This is a genomic window from Corynebacterium sp. HMSC063G05, from assembly GCF_001810555.1.
Classification (GTDB): domain Bacteria; phylum Actinomycetota; class Actinomycetes; order Mycobacteriales; family Mycobacteriaceae; genus Corynebacterium; species Corynebacterium jeikeium_D.
Map to the genome: position 1 here is coordinate 1 of NZ_KV801835.1, position 19,835 is coordinate 19,835.

At 59.0% G+C, this 19,835-nt stretch carries 17 protein-coding genes and 3 tRNA genes; 9 read left to right on the forward strand and 11 right to left on the reverse strand.

All coding sequences use genetic code 11. From position 1 onward, the window contains the following. Nucleotides 1-178: 178 nt before the first annotated feature. Both HMPREF2751_RS01310 and HMPREF2751_RS01315 read right to left on the reverse strand, forming a co-directional pair. The gene (locus HMPREF2751_RS01310) at nt 179-361 is read right to left on the reverse strand and encodes a DUF3073 domain-containing protein (protein WP_005511943.1); all 183 of its coding nucleotides are present in this window, start codon (nt 359-361) and stop codon (nt 179-181) included. A 260-nt stretch (nt 362-621) separates the two neighbouring features. After that, the gene (locus HMPREF2751_RS01315; RefSeq protein ID WP_049190237.1) at nt 622-1,776 is read right to left on the reverse strand and encodes a CAF17-like 4Fe-4S cluster assembly/insertion protein YgfZ; all 1,155 of its coding nucleotides are present in this window, start codon (nt 1,774-1,776) and stop codon (nt 622-624) included. 80 nt (nt 1,777-1,856) lie between these two features. Between HMPREF2751_RS01315 and HMPREF2751_RS01320 the strand changes: the two genes are divergently transcribed. Beyond that, nucleotides 1,857-2,744 carry an aminodeoxychorismate lyase gene (locus HMPREF2751_RS01320; RefSeq protein WP_049190238.1) on the forward strand — a complete coding sequence of 296 codons (888 nt, stop codon included), beginning with the start codon at nt 1,857-1,859 and terminating at the stop codon, nt 2,742-2,744. A 77-nt stretch (nt 2,745-2,821) separates the two neighbouring features. Here the strand turns inward: HMPREF2751_RS01320 and HMPREF2751_RS01325 are convergent, their stop codons facing one another. Further along, a complete protein-coding gene (locus HMPREF2751_RS01325; RefSeq protein ID WP_070595200.1) occupies nt 2,822-3,502 on the reverse strand; it encodes a heme-binding beta-barrel domain-containing protein in 681 nt (226 codons plus the stop codon). 101 nt (nt 3,503-3,603) lie between these two features. After that, entirely contained in the window at nt 3,604-4,461 is an 858-nt protein-coding gene (locus tag HMPREF2751_RS01330) for an LmeA family phospholipid-binding protein (RefSeq protein WP_016421385.1), read from the reverse strand. Between the two features lie 81 nt (nt 4,462-4,542). Between HMPREF2751_RS01330 and mshD the strand changes: the two genes are divergently transcribed. From mshD to pstB, 5 genes are all read left to right on the forward strand, one after another. Beyond that, nucleotides 4,543-5,451 carry a mycothiol synthase gene (gene mshD / locus HMPREF2751_RS01335; protein WP_070549874.1) on the forward strand — a complete coding sequence of 303 codons (909 nt, stop codon included), beginning with the start codon at nt 4,543-4,545 and terminating at the stop codon, nt 5,449-5,451. Between the two features lie 341 nt (nt 5,452-5,792). Beyond that, entirely contained in the window at nt 5,793-6,890 is a 1,098-nt protein-coding gene (pstS, locus tag HMPREF2751_RS01340) for a phosphate ABC transporter substrate-binding protein PstS (RefSeq protein ID WP_016421383.1), read from the forward strand. A gap of 237 nt (nt 6,891-7,127) precedes the next feature. Next, nucleotides 7,128-8,171: a phosphate ABC transporter permease subunit PstC gene (gene pstC, locus HMPREF2751_RS01345; RefSeq protein ID WP_049173061.1), complete on the forward strand. Its 1,044-nt coding sequence runs from the start codon at nt 7,128-7,130 to the stop codon at nt 8,169-8,171. A 77-nt stretch (nt 8,172-8,248) separates the two neighbouring features. Continuing rightward, nucleotides 8,249-9,142: a phosphate ABC transporter permease PstA gene (gene pstA / locus HMPREF2751_RS01350; RefSeq protein WP_042388200.1), complete on the forward strand. Its 894-nt coding sequence runs from the start codon at nt 8,249-8,251 to the stop codon at nt 9,140-9,142. A 48-nt stretch (nt 9,143-9,190) separates the two neighbouring features. After that, complete coding sequence (gene pstB, locus HMPREF2751_RS01355; RefSeq protein WP_016421380.1) at nt 9,191-9,967, forward strand: phosphate ABC transporter ATP-binding protein PstB; 777 nt, start codon at nt 9,191-9,193, stop codon at nt 9,965-9,967. Nucleotides 9,968-10,418: 451 nt separating this feature from the next. On the opposite strand, the gene phoU is transcribed toward pstB, so the two are convergent. From phoU to HMPREF2751_RS01385, 6 genes are all read right to left on the reverse strand, one after another. Then, nucleotides 10,419-11,156, reverse strand: coding sequence for a phosphate signaling complex protein PhoU (gene phoU / locus HMPREF2751_RS01360; RefSeq protein ID WP_080969597.1), 738 nt, complete (start codon nt 11,154-11,156; stop codon nt 10,419-10,421). 90 nt (nt 11,157-11,246) lie between these two features. Further along, on the reverse strand, nt 11,247-12,404 hold the full coding sequence (gene dusB, locus HMPREF2751_RS01365; protein ID WP_042388893.1) for a tRNA dihydrouridine synthase DusB: 1,158 nt from the start codon (nt 12,402-12,404) through the stop codon (nt 11,247-11,249). Nucleotides 12,405-12,536: 132 nt separating this feature from the next. Then, entirely contained in the window at nt 12,537-14,276 is a 1,740-nt protein-coding gene (cydC, locus tag HMPREF2751_RS01370) for a thiol reductant ABC exporter subunit CydC (RefSeq protein WP_016421376.1), read from the reverse strand. After that, the gene (locus HMPREF2751_RS01375; protein ID WP_083280629.1) at nt 14,273-15,823 is read right to left on the reverse strand and encodes an ABC transporter ATP-binding protein/permease; all 1,551 of its coding nucleotides are present in this window, start codon (nt 15,821-15,823) and stop codon (nt 14,273-14,275) included. Before HMPREF2751_RS01375 ends, cydC begins: the two co-directional genes overlap by 4 nt. 29 nt (nt 15,824-15,852) lie before the next feature. Further along, the gene (gene cydB, locus HMPREF2751_RS01380; RefSeq protein ID WP_049190244.1) at nt 15,853-16,869 is read right to left on the reverse strand and encodes a cytochrome d ubiquinol oxidase subunit II; all 1,017 of its coding nucleotides are present in this window, start codon (nt 16,867-16,869) and stop codon (nt 15,853-15,855) included. A 19-nt stretch (nt 16,870-16,888) separates the two neighbouring features. Further along, entirely contained in the window at nt 16,889-18,478 is a 1,590-nt protein-coding gene (locus HMPREF2751_RS01385; protein ID WP_049190245.1) for a cytochrome ubiquinol oxidase subunit I, read from the reverse strand. 217 nt (nt 18,479-18,695) lie between these two features. Here HMPREF2751_RS01385 and HMPREF2751_RS01390 point away from each other — a divergent pair. Continuing rightward, nucleotides 18,696-18,768 (forward strand) — tRNA-Lys (locus tag HMPREF2751_RS01390). A gap of 75 nt (nt 18,769-18,843) precedes the next feature. Here the strand turns inward: HMPREF2751_RS01390 and HMPREF2751_RS01395 are convergent. Then, nucleotides 18,844-19,374 (reverse strand): NUDIX hydrolase, encoded by a 531-nt coding sequence (locus HMPREF2751_RS01395; protein ID WP_016421372.1) that lies wholly within the window; start codon nt 19,372-19,374, stop codon nt 18,844-18,846. A gap of 200 nt (nt 19,375-19,574) precedes the next feature. Between HMPREF2751_RS01395 and HMPREF2751_RS01400 the strand changes: the two genes are divergently transcribed. After that, nucleotides 19,575-19,650: transfer RNA gene (locus tag HMPREF2751_RS01400), tRNA-Glu, on the forward strand. 14 nt (nt 19,651-19,664) lie between these two features. Further along, nucleotides 19,665-19,738: transfer RNA gene (locus HMPREF2751_RS01405), tRNA-Asp, on the forward strand. Nucleotides 19,739-19,835: the final 97 nt, after the last annotated feature.

Sequence of the window (19,835 nt, forward strand, 5' to 3'; positions counted from 1 at the left end):
TTTTTGTCATAAACGCAGTCAGTAACTCGGATTGATCCGCCACCGCCGAACATAATCGGCGGAACATAAACGCAGTCGACTAAGCAAAAGCAAGCACCCACCAACGGAATCGTTGGTGGGTGCTTGCTTTATTGAAATAGAAACGCTTTGCGGAAAATACGACAGCGGTTAGCTTGCGCTAGCTGTCGCGACCAGCGCCTGAGGCCCATTCCTCCCAGTCAGAGTAATAGTCGTCTCGATCGGACTCGTTCGACTTGCCGACGAGTTCCCGCTGCAGACGTTCCAAATCCATTTCTGGTGAATCGTACTTGAGCTGACGGGCAACCTTCGCCTGCTTTGCTTTCGCACGGCCGCGACCCATGGCCTGACCCCCTTGTGTAATCCGTGGGGCGGCACGGGGATACGGCCGACCCACTTATGTCTTATTGCGTTAATTCCTGTAAGACACCATAGCCGATTTTTAGACGAAGGGGTTACGCGGGGAGGCCCATAGTGGGTCGTGTCCTCGCGCTCAGACAACTCAATATGTGCTGTGGCCTGGGGAAATGTCCTTTCTGAAAAAGAATGGAAAAAGTTATTTTTTCACCACTCTGTCTGGTGGCTTTACCTATTTCCTGTTACCTATTTCCCACGCAGGCGGTTGATGGCCACACGGCCCGGCGGCAGCTGCTCAACGCGGTCGATGGAGGAAGGGTCGACGGCCACGGCGCAGTCACCCACCACAAGGCCCTCGCGCTCCTGAGCTGAGCGTTTAAGCAGAGCCAAAGCAATCGGGCCGTAATCGGCATGTTGCACGACGGTGCCCACGCGGCCCACGGCGCGCTTGCCCATCATCACTGGATTGCCGGTTTCCGGCAGGGTGGCCGAGCCGTCGAGCTGCAGCATCACCAAAACTCGTGGGGAGCGACCAACATTGTGGACACGTGATACCGTCTCTTGGCCGCGATAGCAGCCCTTGTCCAAGTGCACGGCAGCCGTGTCGAATTCAGAAGCAATCCAGCGGGGAGCCTCATGCGGAATCATCTTCTCGTCTACGTCGATTCCCAGCTCGGGCCGCAAGGAGACTACGCGTTCGGCCTCCCAGCCCATCAGGCCGACTGGGGAGGCGCCAGCGGCCACCAGCGCGTCCCAAGCACCGACTAAATCCTGTCGGCGTACGAGCACATCCACACGCCCGCCGCGTGGCCACGGCAGGTGCCGGACGTAGGAATGTCCCACAGTCGTAGCTTTACCCACCTGCGGGAATGCGAGACCAGCGGCTACCAGGACCTCAGGGGCATTCGGCCCCATGACGGAAATAATCGCCCTTTCTACCTCAGCAATTTCCACCTTGGACCAGAACACCATCATGTTCAGGTACTTCAACAGGGAGTCGAAGCCGGCAGGGGGCACGTCGATAAGCACGGAATCGTCCAAAACAGTCAACGTCATGTGATGGAGAACGTGACCGTTTGCATCCAGGTTCAGTGCTTCAGTGACAGTGCCGGGAGCGGCTTCGTCGACCTTCTGCGAAAAAAGTGTGTTGAGGTAGGTCAGGCGATCCTCGCCAGTGACCTCAATAACGCGGTAGTACGAGCGATCTACTACGCCGCAGTCCTCCTGCAGGTGACGTTGCTCTACCAGCGGACGGCCGTAGTGCCATGCCACGCTAGCTTGCCCTGTGGTTTGCTCAACGTTTTTCGCTGAGTTTCCGTCTGGGGCGTTCTCTGAGGCCTTCTCCAAACCTTCCATCTGTCCGCCCAGTTCGAGGGCAGCGGCGCCAGCCACGTGAGACATCAAAGGACTTACATACTCAACACTCACTCCCTCATGTTAACCAGAAATCCTCAAATTAAGCATGGATTAAGCTTGTGTGTATGACGGATTCGCTTTCTTCTCTAGTGCTTATCGACGTCTTCGCAGACGGCGGCCCGATTGCTGTCGAGGCAGGACAGCCGTTCCTCTACGCGGATGATCTCGGAGCTATTCGCGGCGACGGAGTTTTTGAAACACTCCTGGTCAGGGGTGGTCATACCTGTAATACTGACCGGCACGAGAAGCGATTCGCATCGTCAGCGCTAATGCTGGATTTGCCAACCCCAGATCTGCAGCAGTGGCGGGCGGCTACCGAGGTCGCACTACAGGAGTTGCGCGATAGGTCAATTGAGGGGGATGCGACGTTGCGGTGGGTGTACTCGCGTGGTCGTGAGTCCACCGGAGAGCCGACTGGCTACGTTTTGGCTAGCTCCGCGGAAAAGGTGGCGGAAAACCGTCTGAAGCCGGTATCGGTCATGCTTGCAGAGCGCGGTTTCTCGCTCGACCTTGGCTCCCGTGCACCGTGGGCGCTCATCGGCGCGAAAACGTTGTCATACGCAGCTAATATGGCCGCTTTGCGCTATGCCAAGTCCAAGGGTTTTGACGATGTCATCTTCACGTCCGCAGAGGGCAAGCTCTTGGAAGGCCCAACATCGACCATCATCGTTCAGCGCGGCAATGAACTGCTGACTCCCAACCCCGGTGAAGGAGTGCTGCCGGGCACAACTCAGGCAGCGCTGTTTGAAACAGCCGCCAACTGCGGCTGGAAAGTCACCCCGACGGTCCTGGTGCCCGGGGACCTATTCACCGCCGATGCGGTATGGCTGGTGTCTTCGGTGCGTATCGCGGTCGTGGTTAAGTCCATCGATGGTGAGCCCATCCGGCAGCCGGATGCAATCGCGGAAAAGGAATTCCGCGACCTGTGTGACAAGGCGCTGGCGACGCAGTAGGGCCCCAAATAGTAGGGCTTGATGCAGTTGGGCGACGCAGTAAGGCCACACAACGCCCGTCGTAAAGCGGGGAGAACCTAGCCCGCGTAGCGCTTGAGCTGCGCGGACATGCGGGGAGCGAATTCCTCATCCCGCAGGCGCTCGTCCACCCACCCGAGATCGTTGTTCGGCATCAGACCGTAGAGGCGCTTGCCCGGGCCAAGGGATGCAGGACCGGTAGCAGTGACCATTGTGGAGGCTGCCTGCAGTTCCCATGCACGCTCGGAAACCGGCTTGCCGTAGTAGATCTCAGTGACGCCGGTGGAGTGGACGCAGATGAACTCAATCTCGTCCTCGTTGTTAATGCGCCAAAATCCTGTTTCGCGCTGGTCAGGGCCGGTCGGCTTGCCTTCTTCGTCCAGCTTCCAGATGCGCGACTCATACTTCAGGTAGTTCTCGCCATCGTGGCTGAAAATGAGCTGCTGGCCGAAGTTGTACTCGCCGTCGACGACAGTGTTCGCCTGCCCCTCACCGCGCCACACGCCGACCAGCGGCAGTAGTGCCAGCAGGCCGTTGTGAATATTCGGGCCGAAGCGCAGGTTAGCGGTCTCGTCGGGGATCGGGAGCCCCTCAAGCTCAGTGATGTTGCGCGTAGCGGTGCTCTTGGCCTGTTCGGCCGCGCGGTTGATGGCCTCGTTGCCGTCGAGGCGAGGGGCTTCCGCAGCTGCAGGCTCCTGTGCAGCGGCGTCTGTCTGGTTGCTGCCATTCTTCTCGGTCATGCTTCACACTCTACCGCTGAAGCTCTTGTGGCCATGTATGGGCTGTTGTCGCATGGTGCTAACGCTGCACCGACGCTTAACGGCGATGCTTGACGACGGCCTTAGCGACGCACCCGACAGTTCTTCTCCGGCAGCTTCTCCGTGGATTGAGCTGACGCCTCGGCATCCTGCTGGGATGTCGGCGGCATGAAGTTTGTTGGCGACACGGTGCACAGAATCTGTTCGCCTTCGATGGTGATAGAACCGCCCGACACGTACACGCGAGTCGCCGGCATGCCCATCGGTATCTCTGAATCCCGCAGCGTCAGAGCGAAGGTGTCCATGATGTGCTGCGTATCAGCCTCAGACAGCTCAGGTTTGATGTGGCTTTTAGAATCCGTTGGGGACGAGGGCGCAGAAATAATCTCCATCGGCGTAATGACCACGTCGCGGCTGACAATGCGCAACTTCGCCGTAACCTGGGTTTTTCCCTGCCATCCGGCTGGCGTGGCCTCGAAGATAGCCTCGGTCTCCCAGCCGCCGGTGGGGGAGGAGTCCTTCAGGCTCTGGATACTCAAGTCTGTCAGTCCCAGCTTGTTTCCCAGAGAGACACCGTCGAGCGAGAGCTTAGTGAAGTACTGCTTCGTCGGCGATTCTGGGAAATTACCGCTGAGCACCGCCGATGCCGGGACCTTAACGTTGGAGGCTCCGTACTCCAGAGATACCAAGCCGAAGTCGGGCACCTCGACATCGCGGATGCGCGAGGTTACGGAGCTCCATTTTCCCGTAACAAAAGAGGACAAGTAGGCCTTGCCACCAATGGCGACGTATGGGGTCATCTCCAGCTGAGCAGTCTCCTGAATATGCTCGGAGAGCTTGTACTCCGCATGGCTGGCGAAGCCCATGTCGGTGGCAATCACCAGCGCGGCAACGGCGAGGATAGAGCCACCGATCTTCTTCTGTCGTCGGGAAATGGACACACTCTATTAGTACCCCATCGCTTTTGGCTCAGACGACATCGGGGAAGTGTTGAATTCGCTGCTGTGTATAGGGTGGGGCGTATGAACGTAACCGAACTGCTTGACGTAGACACCACCGCCGCCGATACGCTACTGCAGCACGCCCACTCCGCCGACGGCGTGGAGGCGTTCGGCGAGGCTTTCGTCCGAGGGCTTGACGACGAATCTTTCGGGCATCGACACTTTGCGATTATTGAGAACGACCGTTACTTGGGCCTGGCAGCCGTTGCGCCAGATGCTGTGGAAATGGCTGTTGACCCGGAGTTTCGTAAGCAAGGAGTGGGGGCGAAGCTGCTAGCGCACATCGATGCTGAGGTCGGCGAGCGCCTGCCTATCTGGGCTCACGGAGATGTTGCCGGTGCCAGTCGTTTGGCAGAGTTGACGGGACGCAAGGTCATCCGCGAGCTGTTGCAGATGTCCATTTCGAGCTCAGCGTTGGAGAAGGCGGCGGGGGACGTCGATAAGCGTGATGATGTTGAAGCGCTAACCCTGACTGCGGCACGTGCGAAGTGGGGTGAGGCGGCCGTGGATCGGGCGTGGTTGGCTGTGAATAACGAGGCGTTTGACTGGCATCCGGAGCAGGGTGGTTGGTCGCAGCCACAACTCGATCGAGCTCGAAACGTGCAGTGGTTCGACCCGGAGGGCGTTTTCTTTGCTGCGGATGTGGCCGGGGCGCGCGACAGTGCGGAGGAGATTTGCGGTTTCCACTGGACGAAGTGGCACGCCGAGGAGTCTGTGCCAACTGGTGAGGTGTATGTGATCGGGCTGAGCTCGAAGGCACGCGGACGTGGCCTGGGGCGATGGCTGACCAATGTTGGGCTTTCCTATCTCCGGAACCGGGGAGCGGAAAAGGTAATTCTCTATGTGGAAGGCGACAATGCGCCGGCAGTGCGCACGTACCGTGCGGTCGGTTTCGAGGTGGCCCGCCGTGATGTGATGTACGGCGCGTAGATGCGACGGTTCGGTTTATTGGGGGAGTTATTGAAGGCGAGTTGTTGAAGGGGGAGCTTAGCTTTATCTCAGTTTTAGGTGGTTTTCCTCTGGCGCGGGGGCAATGATTCTTGTGTTTTTGAGGAGATGCTGTCCAATCCTCAGTGTTTCAGGGGCGCATTTTAGGGCCTCTTACAGGGAAAATGAGGATAAATAAAGGATTACTTGCGCCGTTCACCAATTGTTAATGTTCTGAACAGGTTCCGGTTACTATCGGTAGATAGGTTCAGCGCAGTGGACCGGAGTGTGGCGGTTCCACGTGAACTGTTTCACTCATTGTGTAAAACCCCGGAGGATTTACTGTGCTGAAGAAGAACCGTGCGGCATCTGTCATTGGTTTGGCCGCTGTTGCAAGCCTTACCCTGGCTGCTTGCTCTGAAGAGGGCGGCGAAGGCGCTTCTAACGTTGAGGGTCTGGCTGACGTCACCGGTGAGCTGCAGGGCGAGGGCGCTACCTCGCAGCAGCGCGCCATGGATTTGTTTGCCACCAAGTTTGAAGAGACCGGCTCGACCCTGTCGTACAACGCATCTGGCTCTGGTTCCGGTCAGACTCAGTTCATTGCCGGCACCGTTGCTTTCGCTGGCTCTGACTCCCCGCTGAAGGAGAAGGACGGCAAGGACCAGGTCGCAGAGGCTAAGAAGCGCTGCGACGGCAATGAAGCATGGCACCTGCCGATGGTTATCGGTCCGGTTGCCGTTGCCTACAACCTCGAGGGTGTTGACGTCGCTCTGACCCCGGCTCTGGTTGCTGAAATCTTCGACGGCAAGATCACCAAGTGGAACGACCCGAAGATCGCTGAGGTCAACGAGGGTGTCGATCTTCCGGAGAAGGACATCAAGGTTGTCTACCGCTCTGAGGAGTCCGGTACTACTGATAACTTCATGAAGTTCCTGAGCGCAGCTGCTCCGGAGCAGTGGCAGCACGAGGCTTCCAAGTCCTTCCCGACTGCTACTGGCCAGGGTGCTAACGGCTCGGCTGGTGTTGTCAACGAGGTCGCCAACATCGACGGTGCTATCACCTACGTCGAGGCTGGCTTCGCTGAGGACAAGGACCTGGGCATCGCCAAGATGGACTTCGGTCATGGTCCGGTTGAGCTGAACAACGACACCGTCGGTAAGGCTCTGGATTCCGTCACGTTCAAGACTGAGGGTCACAACATGGTTGTTGACACCGACGCTCTGTTCGCAATGGATGAGGAAGGCGCTTACCCGCTGGTTCTGACCACTTACGAAATCGTCTGCTCCGCTGGTTACGACGAGCAGACTCGTGACCTGGTTAAGAACTTCCTGAAGGTTGTTCTGGAAGAGGGCCAGGGCCCAGAGCTCGAAGAGCTGGGTTACATCCCGGTTCAAGGTGAGTTCAAGGACAAGCTGTCCGCAGCGGTTGACGCTATCAAGTAATTCTTTGCGTGCAACGCGGGTGAAAGCAGAGTGAGCTCTGTCGTTACCCCAGTTGGCGCGAGGGTCACTTCAGCCGGCCACGCAGATTTGAGCTGTAGGCCGAAAACCTGACGTAGACCGGTTGGCTTTATATATCGACACCTCAGTTGATTGGGTACCGCTCGTAGAGGGGTACTGAGGCCAATCGGTCTTCATGTGCGTTGAAGCACAAATCACTTCTACTTAGGAAATGAGATCATGAGTTCCTCGACTCCCATTGAAGGGAAGCAGGAGGCTGTAGACAGCAGTCTGTTGCAGTCCTCAGCACCGCAGGTGGATTCCTCCGGCGACGAGAGCTCGGAAGAGCAAGCCATTCAGACCGGCGTTGTTCGTCCTGGTGACCGAATCTTCAAGATTCTGGCGGTAGGATCTTCCGCATTGGTGACTGCTGCCATCATCGCAATTGCAGTGTTCCTGCTCCTGCGCGCAGTTCCGGCAATGTCCCGTAACGAAGCGAACTTCTTCACCTACACCGAACGATGGAACCTGGCGGATACCTCCGCCATGTACTTCGGTATTCCGAACATGTTTCTGGTGACCGTCGCGGTTTCCATCCTGGCGCTGATTCTGGCTATGCCGGTTGCGCTGGGTATTGCCATCTTCCTGACTGCCTATGCTCCAAAGAAGATGGTCAAGCCGCTGGGTTACCTCGTGGATTTGCTGGCCGCAGTGCCGTCGATTGTTTACGGTCTGTGGGGCTTTATGGCTCTCGGTCCGGCATTGGCTGGTCTGTACGGGTGGTTGGCTAAGACGCTGGGCTTTATCCCGATGTTTGCCCTGTACCCAAACTCGCCGGCATTCGAGACCGGTCGAAACCTCTTCACCGGTGGCATTGTGCTGGCAATTATGATTCTGCCGGTTATTGCGGCTACCACCCGTGAGGTCTTTGTTCAGACCCCGCGTGGTCACATTGAGGCATCGCTGGCTCTCGGTGCGACCCGTTGGGAGATGGTCAAGCTGGCTATTCTGCCATTCGGTCGTTCTGGCTTTATCTCCGGCTCGATGCTGGGTCTGGGACGTGCCCTCGGTGAGACGATGGCTCTGTACCTCGTAATCTCCCCGTCCTCGGCATTCCGTGGCTCGCTTTTCGACGGTGGTACCACCTTCGCAACCGCAATTGCTAATGCGGCACCGGAGTTCAATGACAACCTCAAGGCCGGCGCTTACATGTCCGCAGGTTTGGTGCTGTTCTTGCTGACCTTCGTGGTCAACTCCGCAGCCCGAATGATTGCGAAGAAGTAGCAAGGTCGTAGGAAAAGAAACGAGAAGTAACAATGACTAGTTCAACTACTGATTCTTCGCCTCACGGCCCTGCAGACATGGTCCCCACCACCGAGTCGGCATTCACCCAGATTAAGGGTTCCCGCAAGGTGGCGGACAGCGTCTCCACGGTCCTGATTTACTTCTGCATGGCTCTTGCTCTGGTCCCGCTGGTGTGGGTTCTCTTCGAGCTTGTCGTCCGAGGTACCCCGTCACTGCTGAGTGGTGAGTGGTGGACTGCATCCCAGCGCGGTGTCACCGTTGGTGCGTCTGCCGGCGGTGTTGCGCATGCAATCGTCGGTACCTTGGTTCAGGCTCTGGTTACTACTCTCATGACCGTGCCGTTCGGTATCTTCGTCGCCATCTACTTGGTCGAGTACGCAGGTAACTCCCGCCTGGGCAAGGTCACCACCTTCATGGTCGACATTCTCTCCGGTGTGCCGTCGATTGTCGCGTCGCTGTTCATCTACTCGATGTGGGTGGTCATGTTCGGCATGAGTCGCTCCGGCTTCGCCGTCTCGCTGGCGCTGGTTCTGCTGATGCTGCCAATCGTTGTCCGCAACACCGAGGAAATGCTGCGCATCGTTCCGCACGAGTTGCGTGAAGCCTCTTACGCTCTGGGTGTTCCGAAGTGGAAGACCATTTTGAAGATCGTGCTCCCGACCGCACTGTCGGGCATCGTCACCGGCATCATGCTGGCCGTCGCCCGCGTCATGGGTGAGTCCGCACCGATGCTGATCCTGGTTGCAACCTCACGAATCATCACCTATAACCCGTTCGGCCAGTCGCAGTCCTCGCTGCCGCTGTTCATGCTGGACATGTACAAGGCCGGTAATACCGGTGCGGCATTCGACAAGATGTGGGGCGCAGCGCTCACGCTGGTTCTCATCATTGCCCTCATCAATATCCTGGCGCGCGTCATATCCGCCAAGTTCTCCGTCAAGAGCAGTTAATGCTGGGCGCCTAACGTCCGCTATTTCAAGGAAGGTTTTTGAAAGACCATGGCTAAGCGCCTAGACCTTAACGATGTCAACATCTACTACGGCGATTTCCACGCTGTGCAGAACGTCGACCTGCACGTCCCGCCGCGTTCCGTTACCGCATTCATTGGCCCGTCCGGCTGTGGTAAGTCCACCGTGCTCCGTTCGCTGAACCGTATGCACGAGGTCATCCCGGGTGCCTACGTCACTGGCGAGGTGCTTCTCGACGGCGAAAACATCTATGGCCCGAAGATCGATCCGGTCTCTGTTCGTAACACCATCGGTATGGTGTTCCAGCGTCCGAACCCGTTCCCGACCATGTCCATCGAGGACAACGTCGTGGCTGGCCTGAAGTTGGCCGGTGTTAAGAACAAGGCTCATCTCCAGGAGGTTGCCGAGAAGTCCCTGCGCGGCGCCAACCTCTGGGATGAGGTCAAGGACCGCCTGGACAAGCCGGGTGGCGGCCTCTCTGGTGGTCAGCAGCAGCGTCTGTGTATCGCACGCGCAATTGCAGTTGAGCCGGAAGTTCTGCTGATGGACGAGCCGTGTTCCGCACTGGACCCGATTTCCACTCTGGCAATCGAGGACCTGATTCATGAGCTGAAGGAAGAATTCACCATCGTCATCGTGACCCACAACATGCAGCAGGCAGCTCGTGTGTCCGATCAGACCGCATTCTTCTCCCTCGAGGCAACCGGTAAGCCGGGTCGCCTGGTTGAGGTTGGCCCGACCAAGAAGATCTTCGAGAATCCAGACAAGAAGGAAACCGAGGACTACATCTCCGGTCGCTTCGGTTAAACGCTTGGCGTATGCCGTAATAAGCAAAAGAAAGAGCCCCGTACCTCACGCGTGTTCACGCGAGGTACGGGGCTCTTATTGTTGTTGCAGTTTATGAGATTGCTATGTCGCGCACATGTTTTGCCACCTGATTGTCTAACCGCGGAGGTGATTTGTGCCGGGGAAAACAGTTTTTGTGGCGGGATCAAGCAGTTACTGACTAGGTTTATGTCAGATGAATAGCGTTTACTCACAGTAAAGTGTCATAAACCTAGTCAGTTTCTCGGTTTGAGGCGGTGTTGTGGCTGGGGAGGTGTTTAGCCTGGTGTGGCTTAAAAACGGCTCCACTCCGGCCTAAAAACCCGCGCCCCAGGCCAGCAGCCACCCCCAACATCCCTACAGCTCAGCCCAACACCCAGCCCCGCCCAGCAGCCCTACAGCCCAACCCCCAACAGCCTGCAACTTCACGGACCTACATCCGCAGGTGACGCTCCAAGGCCTGCAGGCGTTGGTTAAAGCTGCGCTGGTCGCGTTCGTCCTCAAGCTTGTCCAGGTAGACATCGCGCTTGTAACCGGTGGCCAGGTAAATAATCCGGGCGGCAACCTCGACAGCGTGATCCGCGTAACGCTCGTAGAAGCGGCTCAGCAGAGTGACATCCACTGTCTGCGCAGGGGAGTGCGGCCAATTATCGTCGTTGGTCAGCGTAAACAGGTGCTGGTGAATGTCATCGATGCTGTCATCGGTCTTATCCAAGGCCAATGCCTGGTCAACGTCGTAGTCGATGAGCACCTGACGGGTTTCGTGCGTCATCTGCTCAGATACGGAGGCCATCTCGCGGAAGAACCCCTCCACGGGCTCCGGCAGTGCCTTGTTCGGGTGGCGACGCCGGGCAACGTTGGCAATATGCACACTCAACGCGCCCATGCGGGAGATGTCCTCGACAATGTAGAGGCCACTGACAATCTGTCGGAGATCACCAGCCACAGGAGCTTCGCGGGCCAACAGCTCGAAGGCTCGCTGCTCCGCATCCTGGCGTAGGTCCTCAAGAGAATCAATCTGGGAAAGAACTGTTTCAGCCGAGACCAAATCAGCCTCGAAGAGGGCCTTGTTCGCAAGCTTGTGCATGGAGCCAACTCGGTCACACATCACAATCAGGCTGTGGGCCAAGTTGTCCATTTGTTCTCGGTAGACAGTGCGCATGCGTTCCATAGTAGGCAATCCTCAACAACGTCGCGCGTTAGTGGGGAGCCCCCAATTACCCCTCGTAAAGTTATGTAAACACTCGCTCAGAACCGAAGCTTAGCCACCGGAGTGCATAATCTCCGCGCCCTCGGGCACGGTGTCGTCCTCCGGGTCGTCCAGCCAGCCCTCCGGCAAGACCACCTTTGCAGGGGACCCCTGTCGGCCGCGGGCGCCGTCGGCGTCCTCCGGGCGGGCGTGGGCGCTGGGGCCGTCGTAAAGCGGTGCGAGAATCTCGTCGAGCGTTGCCAGCGAATCGACGCGCGCAAGAGACTTCCGCACCTCACTGCCGGCAGGGTAACCGCGCAGGTACCAGGCGATGTGCTTGCGCAGGTCGCGGCAGCCCTTACGTTCGCCCTCGTGCTCCACGAGCAGTTCCGCGTGACGACGGATAATCCCCGCGACCTCACCAAATGTTGGTGCCGGCGGCACTTCTTCGCCACGCAGCTCGGCGGACAACTGCGCGAACAGCCACGGGCGGCCAAGGCAGCCGCGACCGACGACGACACCGTCGCAGCCGGTCTCGTCGAGCATTTTGCGGGCATCGGTGGAGGCAAAGATGTCGCCGTTGCCAAGCACCGGGATATCGCTGTAGCCGGAGTCGACCATGTGCTCCTTCAGCCGCGCGATCTGCGACCAGTCAGCGTGGCCGGAGTAGCGCTGCGCTGCGGTGCGGGCATGCAGAGCCACAGCCTGGGCGCCCATCTCAGCGGCGATGCGGCCGGCATCGAGATGCGTGTGGTGCTCGTCGTCGATACCGACGCGGAATTTCACGGTCACCGGGATGTCCGTGCCCTCAGTGGCTTTTACCGCTGCGGCGACGATGTTGCCGAAGAGACGGCGCTTATACGGCAGTGCCGAGCCGCCGCCCTTGCGAGTGACCTTCGGTACCGGGCAGCCGAAGTTCATATCGATGTGGTCGGCGAGGTTTTCGTCGACAATCATCTTTGCGGCCTCGTAGGTCCACTTCGGGTCAGTGGTGTAGAGCTGCAGGCTGCGCGGGTTTTCGTCAGGCGCGAAGGTGGTCATGTGCATGGTCTTCTCGTTGTGCTCGACCAGTGCTCGCGCGGTGACCATCTCGCAGACATAGAGGCCCGAGACCGTGCCTGTACGCTGCAGCTCCTGCTCGCGGCACAGCGTTCGGAATGCCACGTTGGTGACACCGGCCATCGGAGCGAGTACCACGGGGGAAGCGAGCTCAAAGGGGCCGATGTGCATGTGCGCGGACGTGGCATCGGCGGGCTTGGCGGCGCTGAGTGGACTCGTGGAGGTATCTAACACGTACAGTATTGTGTCACGCTGAACTGCCGTTTTCGAATCTGTTTTGGGCGGCCGGTTGAATCGCCCCGGTTAGCGCTGCGTCCGCGGATGCCTGACGACGATCACCGTCCGGCGACCCCTCCCACCGGGCAGGTCGGTGGTATTCCGAAGAATTTCCAGGATGTGGTTCGACTCTTCGTCGAGGTGTTCGGTGGGTTCGTCGAGAAGCAGGATTGGCGCTGTGCTGACAAGTGCCCGGGTGAGAATGAGCCTGCGCCGCTGACCACCCGAGAGACTGTCCGCGCCGCTGTCCAGAATCGTGTCCAGGCCGTCGGGTGCGGCATCGACCCAATTGCGCAGGCCCACGGCGTCCAGTACGGAGTAGATGTCATCGTCGCTGACCTGCGGGTTACCAATAGAGATGTTGTCCCGCACCGTCGTGGCGAAAATGTGCTCATCCTCGGCGATAAAACGCACCAAGTCGCACTGCTCCGTGTTTACGTGGGGCTCTCCGGCACTTGCCGCACTGCGCCACAGCTCACGTCCGTCTCCGTCAGTGATAGTCACCGTGCCCGCAACCGGCGGGATTAGTCCGGCGATTGTCTTCAGCAGCGTGGTCTTTCCGCTTCCCGACGGCGCCGTGATCTCCCGGTAGTCGCCAAAGGTGACCTCGAAGTTTTGCATCGGCAGTTGAGCTGGCTGGGCAGCGGGCTCTTCCGCAGTATTCGAACTGTTGTCGTCGGGGTAGCCCACGATTAAGTCTTGAACCTGCAGAGTTGGCCGAACTGTCAGGTGGTTCTGAGCGAGCGGGGACGTGTGGATTGGCGCTGTGGGGACTGGGGCTGAGCGCATGGCATCCGCTTCCCCTGATTCACTCGCACTTGACGCGAGCGTCAGCAAGGCTTCCCTCGATTGCGCCAGTGTTTGCGCAGCAGCTGGCAGCGGACCAACCGACTCAAAAGCCGCCAGCGGCACCAGAACCAGAACCGTCAGCCACTCGGGAGAGTGCAGCAAACCGCCGCCAGCGCCCCCGGCCGAATCCGTCACTAACCACGACGCTACGACCACGGTCAGGACAGCGGTCAACACGCTAGCCGCGGTGCTCAGTGCGGAGGCGCGGGCATTTGCTCGACCTGCGGCGTCATCGATGGCCGCAACCGTTTTGCTGGAGGATGACGCGGCAGAGACTGCCTCATCCAACTGGCCGTGGATACGCAGGCCGGCGGCGTCGGAAAGCAGCGCTTCGACGGCAGCGGCATGCGACTGAAGCGCGGCCGCGCGACGCTGACTTGAGCGCGCAGTGGTGCGATACGTCAGGTAAGGAGCAACACCGCCGGCCAGAAGCAGTCCCACCGCCAGGAGAACCGCAGCGGCAGGCGAGAGTAGAGCCACAAAAATGACGGCGATGAGAGAGGTCATCAGCGCCACCAATGCGGGCACTATTGATCGCACGACGGCATCGGCAAGTGCGTCAATATTCGCCCCAAGCGCTGTGACAATATCGGAACGCTCACGCAGCGCCAGCGTACGGTCGGCCACGAAATGCTCCCATAGCTTCACGCGCGAGCGCTCGGCGGTGCGCAACGCCACATCGTGGGAGACCAACCGGTCGAGGTATCGAAACGCAGCTCGCGAAATACCCAGCGCGCGCACAGACGTCACCGCCAAGGTGATGTCCATCAGCGGTGGCATCTGCCAAGAACGCGTAATCAGCCACGCCGACACCACGGTCAGACTCAGCGCGGACAGCAGCGTGATGATGCCCGCCAACACCGGCCACACCAGGTCGCGGGGTTTCACCAGGCGACGAAGCGCTTGCAGAGTAGTCATCGCGACTGCACCTCCACCACGCCGTCGGCGGCCGCAATCAACAGCGGATCATGGCTGGTGGCAATCACTGTGGCTCCGCGCCGGGCACGTGCGTGCAGGAGCCTAATCACGGACTGCGCACTGTCGGCATCCAGGTGAGCTGTCGGTTCATCGAGGAGGACGAGGTCGCGGGTGTCGTCGGCAAGCTCGCGCCGAAGCGCCTCCCGCTGACGTTGCCCGAGCGAGCGCCGCGAATTGTCTCCCACCGTCGCTGCGTCCAACACTGGGCGCTGGGGCAGCCACGCGATGCGCCGCAGCAGATCCTGGTCACGGAGAATGCGCTGGCCGTCGCGAATAGTTACGGAGCCTTCCAACCCCTCGTGCACGATGCCGGCGACCGCAAGCAGCGCTGTCGTCTTGCCCACGCCGTTCGGCCCCGCCAGCACCGTCACTGTGCCTGGCTGCGCGATGGCGCTTAATTCACTTGGCCGCACGCCGTCTCGCCCCGGCGCGGAAAGGCGTTCGAACACGACCGTGGGGGCGCTGTGGACACTGCTTGACGACGTTCCTTCGGCCACCTCTTCCACAGTTTCAGAGGTGGTGTCTGTGGAGTTTGGAGTCTGGCCAGCGTCCTTGTCTAACAGTTCCGTGACTTCGGTGGCAGCGACCACACCGTCCTGGGCGGCGTGGAATTTCTGGCCAACCTGGCGCACCGGGCCATAGATTTCTGGGGCGATGATGAGCACTGCCAGGCCGGTTGCCAGCGTCATGTGGCCTCCCAGAAGTCGGAAACCGATGCCGACGGCGATGAGGGCGATTGACAGGGTGGTGAGGAATTCCAGGACCGACGCGGATAGGAAAGCGATGCGCAGGACCTCCATGGTGGATTTCCGGTGGCGGGTCGACAGGCGCTTGATTTCCTCGCTGGGGGTGTCGGCCATGTTGTGCGCTTTGAGCGTTGGCAGGCCGATGACCAGGTCGAGAATCTGACCACGCACCGTGCCGATGTCGGCCAGACGGCGTTCTGTGCGGCCCTCAGTGAGGCGACCTACCAGCCACATGAACAGTGGAATGAGTGGCAGCGTGACAACCGCGATGGCAACCGATGGGAGGTCCAACCATGCGACTGCGACCAGTGCCATCGGGGTAGCCAGCGCTGCGGCCACCAGTGCGGGGAGGAATTCCGCCACGTAGACGGCCACACCATCGAGCCCGACCGAAAGCAATGCGCGCCAGTGCGCGGTGTCGACAGTGCGAGGATCGCGCAGAGCCAGGGCTCGCAGTGCCCGGCTGCGCAGGTCTGTGGCCACGCGTGCACCCGCAGATTGGCCGAAACGCACGAGCGCGTAGGAGCAGGCCACCCGAACGAGTACAGCGGCCGTGGCTATCAGCGCGAATAATGTCCAATTAGGAGTTGCCTCACCCAGAACCTGCGCCGTAATAGTGCCGATTGCCAGCCCCAACGCGATTGTGGCACCTGTGCTCGCGGCGGTCAGTGCGCCCGCGAAAATGACCCAACGCCAGGCTGGGGCCGACAGCTTGAATAGTTTCGGATCGACAGGTGCCACTTTTTAGAAACTAACCTCCAACGGACGGTCTACTGCGAGACCTTACGTTCAGCCATCAACCGCTTGCGGAATACCCAGTATGTCCACGCCTGGTAGGCAATCACCAGTGGGGTAATCACCAGCGCGGTCCAGGTCATGATTTTCAGCGTGTAAGGGTTAGAGGCGGAATTCCAGATATCGAGGGAAACGCCGTCGGCAAGCGTCGTCGGCATCAGATACGGGTACATGGCGCCGAAGACAACGGTGGTGACGGCGACTACGGTGACCGCGGTTGCGGAAAAAGCGATGCCATCGCGGTTGCCTACGGTTGCGGAGATGGCAATGACCAACCCCGCGACGGCGATGACGACAACAGCCCACAGCCAGGTCTTTCCGTAGCCCAGCTGTGTCCAGATGAGGAACACGCCGCCAAATATCAGCGCCGACAGTGCCGGAATTCGAGCGGCGTTGCCGACCTCGTCGCGTAGCTTGCCGGCGGTCTTCAGCCGCAGGAACGTAACTGCGTGAAGAGCGAACACAGCCGCAAACGCAATCCCGCCGACCAGGGCGTACGGGTTCAGCAACCCGAGCAGGGTACTAAAGCCGGAGTCCAAGTTCTTGTCGGCATTCAGCGGGACACCACGCACCAGGTTCGCGACCGCTACGCCCCACAGAATCGGCGGCAACCAGGAGCCGAAGATGATTGCGCGGTCGCACCAGGCGCGCCAGCGCTCATCGTTGACTTTGAAGCGCCATTCCAGCCCGACAATACGGACAATCAACGCCACCAGAATCAGGAAGAGCGGCAGGTAGAAGCCGGAAAACATGGACGCATACCATTCCGGAAATGCCGCGAAGAGCGCGCCGCCAGCGGTAATTAGCCACACTTCGTTGCCGTCCCATACCGGCCCGATAGTTCCGAGCATCGCTTTACGACGCGGTTCATCGCGGCCAACGAACGGCAGCAGCATTCCGACGCCGAAGTCAAAGCCCTCGAGCAGGAAGTAGCCAGCGAAGAGGAACGCGATCAGGATAAACCACAAAACGGGAAGATCTAATCCGAACATGTCAGAGATACATCCTTATCTACTTTGTGTCCTCAGTCGCGGAGACTTCGGAGTCGGGGCTGGCAGCGGACTGGGCATGGACCTTGTTGAATCGAACCGGAGACGAGATGATCGCGCCCAGATCGGTAGCGATTGGGGACGATGGGCCAGCGTGCTCGGGGTCATTGCCGATGGCGTTGATTGCCTCAGCGGATTCGGTCGGAGGTCCGGCAATAACTGCGCGGCGAATCAACCAGAACCACACCACTGCCAAAATCAGGTAGAGCAGGGTAAAGCCCACCAGGGTGATAATCACCGTGGCCGGTGCGTGGTCGGACACACCCATATCGACGGTCATGCGAATCAGCTCGGTGCGCGGGTCGCCCGCGTGATCCGGGTTCGGGTGCACAATCCAGGGCTGACGGCCCATCTCCGTAAAGATCCAGCCAGCGCTGCTGGCCAAGAACGGGAACGGAATCGCGAGGATACTGCAAGCGGCGAAAATGCGGGCTCGCTTGCCCGTCGGCACGCGCCCCTTGCGAGTAAATAGCCAAGCGAAAAACGCGATAGCCAGAGAACCGACCATGAGCCCAATCATGGCGCGGAAAGACCAGTATGTGACGAACAGATTCGGAGAGTAATTGCCTGGGCCGAAGACCGCCTCAGCTTTTTCTTGCAGGTCCTGCACGCCCTGGAGCGTGACGCCACTGAACTTGCCCTCGGCCAGGAAAGGCAGCACCCATGGCACCTCGATGAGATGCAGCACCGAGTCGCAATTGTTGTGCGTACCGACGGTCAGAATCGAGAACATTGGATCTGTCTGCGTGTGGCACAGGGACTCGGCCGATGCCATCTTCATCGGCTGCTGCTCGAACATAAGCTTGGCCTGGATATCGCCGGTGATAAACACCGCCAGCGAGCTGAGCACAGTTGTCCAGAGCCCGACCTTCATGGACTTGTGAAACGTCCGTTCGTGAACAGTATTGCTCTGGCCACCGCGGCGGCTCTGAACCAGCCACCAGCCACTGACGCCGACAACGAGCGTGCCGGCGGTAAGGAAAGAGCTGGCCACGGCATGCGGGAAAGCTGCCAAGGCAGTGGAGTTGGTCAACAGTGCGCCAAAGTCTGTAAGCTCTGCGCGGCCGGTTTCCGGGTTGTAGACCGCGCCTACAGGATGCTGCATGAACGAATTGGCGACGATGATGAAATACGCCGAGATATTCACCGCAATAGCGACAATCCAAATCGAGAGCGTGTGCATCCAGGTGGGGATACGCCCCCAGCCGAAAATCCATAGGCCCAGGAAGGTGGATTCCAGGAAGAACGCGATGAGTCCTTCAAGAGCCAGCGGGCCGCCGAAGACATCACCGATCATGCGGGAGTACTCCGACCAGTTCATACCGAACTGGAATTCCTGGACGATACCCGTGGCTACGCCCATGGCGAAGTTAATAATGAAGATGGTGCCGAAAAATCGTGTCGCTCGGTACCAGAGGTCATTTTTCGTCGTGGCCCACAGTGTCTGCATGAGCGCGACGAGCGGAGCTAGACCAATTGTCAGCGGGACAAAAATGAAGTGGTAGACGGTGGTTATGCCAAATTGCCAACGAGATATATCGACGACATCCATGTTTCCTCGACTGAAAAAGTAGACATAAACGATGCGTGTACTCCGACGGATTTGTCGAAGCCTGCATCAAGTGTCCGCAGTATTCCTGCTTATTAATTCAGTCGGACAGGAGGGGTAAAAAGTTCCGGGGCGTGAACTTATCGACGCGGGCAGGGCAAAACTCGCGGAGGGCAATTATTAAAAACAAGCGCGTAATTGCTAGGCTATTTTGTTGCGCGGGCCTTTAGCTCAGCTGGTAGAGCTACGGACTTTTAATCCGCAGGTCGCGGGTTCGAGCCCCGCAGGGCCCACAAGCACGAAAAACCCCAGGTCATCAACGGCCTGGGGTTTTGTCGTATCTTGCCTGTATTTGCCCTCTGTGGCACCTACTTCTCCCGCTTGTGGTAGCCCATCCGTGGCTTGAAGCCCGCCGGGTGCTTGAGCTGCGCCACTGCATCGGCGACTATCAAGCGGAAGCGTGGCTTCATCGGTGGCATCTGTGAGATCTGGAACCATCCGACATCAGTGGATTCATCATCAGCGACATAGGGGACGTCGTCGCCAACAACACTGCAGCGCATGGAGATATCCAGATATGAGGCAACATCGCCGTTGAGGTGTTCGATAGGGCCAACGGCGCCAGTTCCAAGCAGGGCCTCAACTGTGACATCGAGTCCCGTTTCTTCCTTTACCTCTCGCACGGCGGCGTCGTGAGGCTGCTCGTCCGGGTCGATAATTCCGGTGACTGGGGTCCATTCACCATTATCGGAGCGACGAACCAGCAAGACCTCGGGCAAGGCGTACATCGGTGCATTCGGCGGAACATCGCGAATGACGATAGCCGTGACACCGGGGAGCCAGAGCGGAGCGTGGCCCACTTTTTCGCGGAGCTGAACAATGAAATCCGGAATTGCCATAATTGCGAGCTTATCTGAGTACTAGTAGCGTCCGCGGAAATAGTAAGAAACTCCAGTTCAACCGTGGATTTTGGGAAAAGGGTACTTATCCTCTATAGTTCTTTACGTTGCCAAGAGCGCGCGCAATTGCAATGTTCATACACTGCAGATGTACGCGGAATATGCCATTGAGTGGCCAACTCTTTGCAGCGTTAAGTCGGGCTCCCATCGTCTAGAGGCCTAGGACTCCGCCCTTTCACGGCGGCAACACGGGTTCGAATCCCGTTGGGAGTACCACTAAAAATCATGATGGCCCTGTGGCGCAGTTGGTTAGCGCGCCGCCCTGTCACGGCGGAGGTCGCGGGTTCAAGTCCCGTCAGGGTCGCAATTCTAAACGCCAGTTCCGGTTGGAGCTGGCGTTTTTTGCTTTTGGTTAGTGGTGCGCTGGGGGGTTAAGTAAAGAAAAGTGTGTCCGCATGCCA

Excerpts from the sequence above, each read along its gene's own strand:
- HMPREF2751_RS01315 (WP_049190237.1), bottom strand. The coding sequence starts at position 1,776 with ATGTCTCACGTGGCTGGCGCCGCTGCCCTCGAACTGGGCGGACAGATG.
- HMPREF2751_RS01310 (WP_005511943.1), bottom strand. The coding sequence starts at position 361 with ATGGGTCGCGGCCGTGCGAAAGCAAAGCAGGCGAAGGTTGCCCGTCAG.
- pstC (WP_049173061.1), top strand. The coding sequence starts at position 7,128 with ATGAGTTCCTCGACTCCCATTGAAGGGAAGCAGGAGGCTGTAGACAGC.
- cydB (WP_049190244.1), bottom strand. The coding sequence starts at position 16,869 with ATGTTCGGATTAGATCTTCCCGTTTTGTGGTTTATCCTGATCGCGTTC.
- mshD (WP_070549874.1), top strand. The coding sequence starts at position 4,543 with ATGAACGTAACCGAACTGCTTGACGTAGACACCACCGCCGCCGATACG.
- HMPREF2751_RS01320 (WP_049190238.1), top strand. The coding sequence starts at position 1,857 with ATGACGGATTCGCTTTCTTCTCTAGTGCTTATCGACGTCTTCGCAGAC.
- HMPREF2751_RS01325 (WP_070595200.1), bottom strand. The coding sequence starts at position 3,502 with ATGACCGAGAAGAATGGCAGCAACCAGACAGACGCCGCTGCACAGGAG.
- pstB (WP_016421380.1), top strand. The coding sequence starts at position 9,191 with ATGGCTAAGCGCCTAGACCTTAACGATGTCAACATCTACTACGGCGAT.
- pstA (WP_042388200.1), top strand. The coding sequence starts at position 8,249 with ATGGTCCCCACCACCGAGTCGGCATTCACCCAGATTAAGGGTTCCCGC.
- cydC (WP_016421376.1), bottom strand. The coding sequence starts at position 14,276 with ATGACTACTCTGCAAGCGCTTCGTCGCCTGGTGAAACCCCGCGACCTG.
- phoU (WP_080969597.1), bottom strand. The coding sequence starts at position 11,156 with ATGGAACGCATGCGCACTGTCTACCGAGAACAAATGGACAACTTGGCC.
- HMPREF2751_RS01395 (WP_016421372.1), bottom strand. The coding sequence starts at position 19,374 with ATGGCAATTCCGGATTTCATTGTTCAGCTCCGCGAAAAAGTGGGCCAC.
- HMPREF2751_RS01385 (WP_049190245.1), bottom strand. The coding sequence starts at position 18,478 with ATGGATGTCGTCGATATATCTCGTTGGCAATTTGGCATAACCACCGTC.
- dusB (WP_042388893.1), bottom strand. The coding sequence starts at position 12,404 with ATGCACATCGGCCCCTTTGAGCTCGCTTCCCCCGTGGTACTCGCTCCG.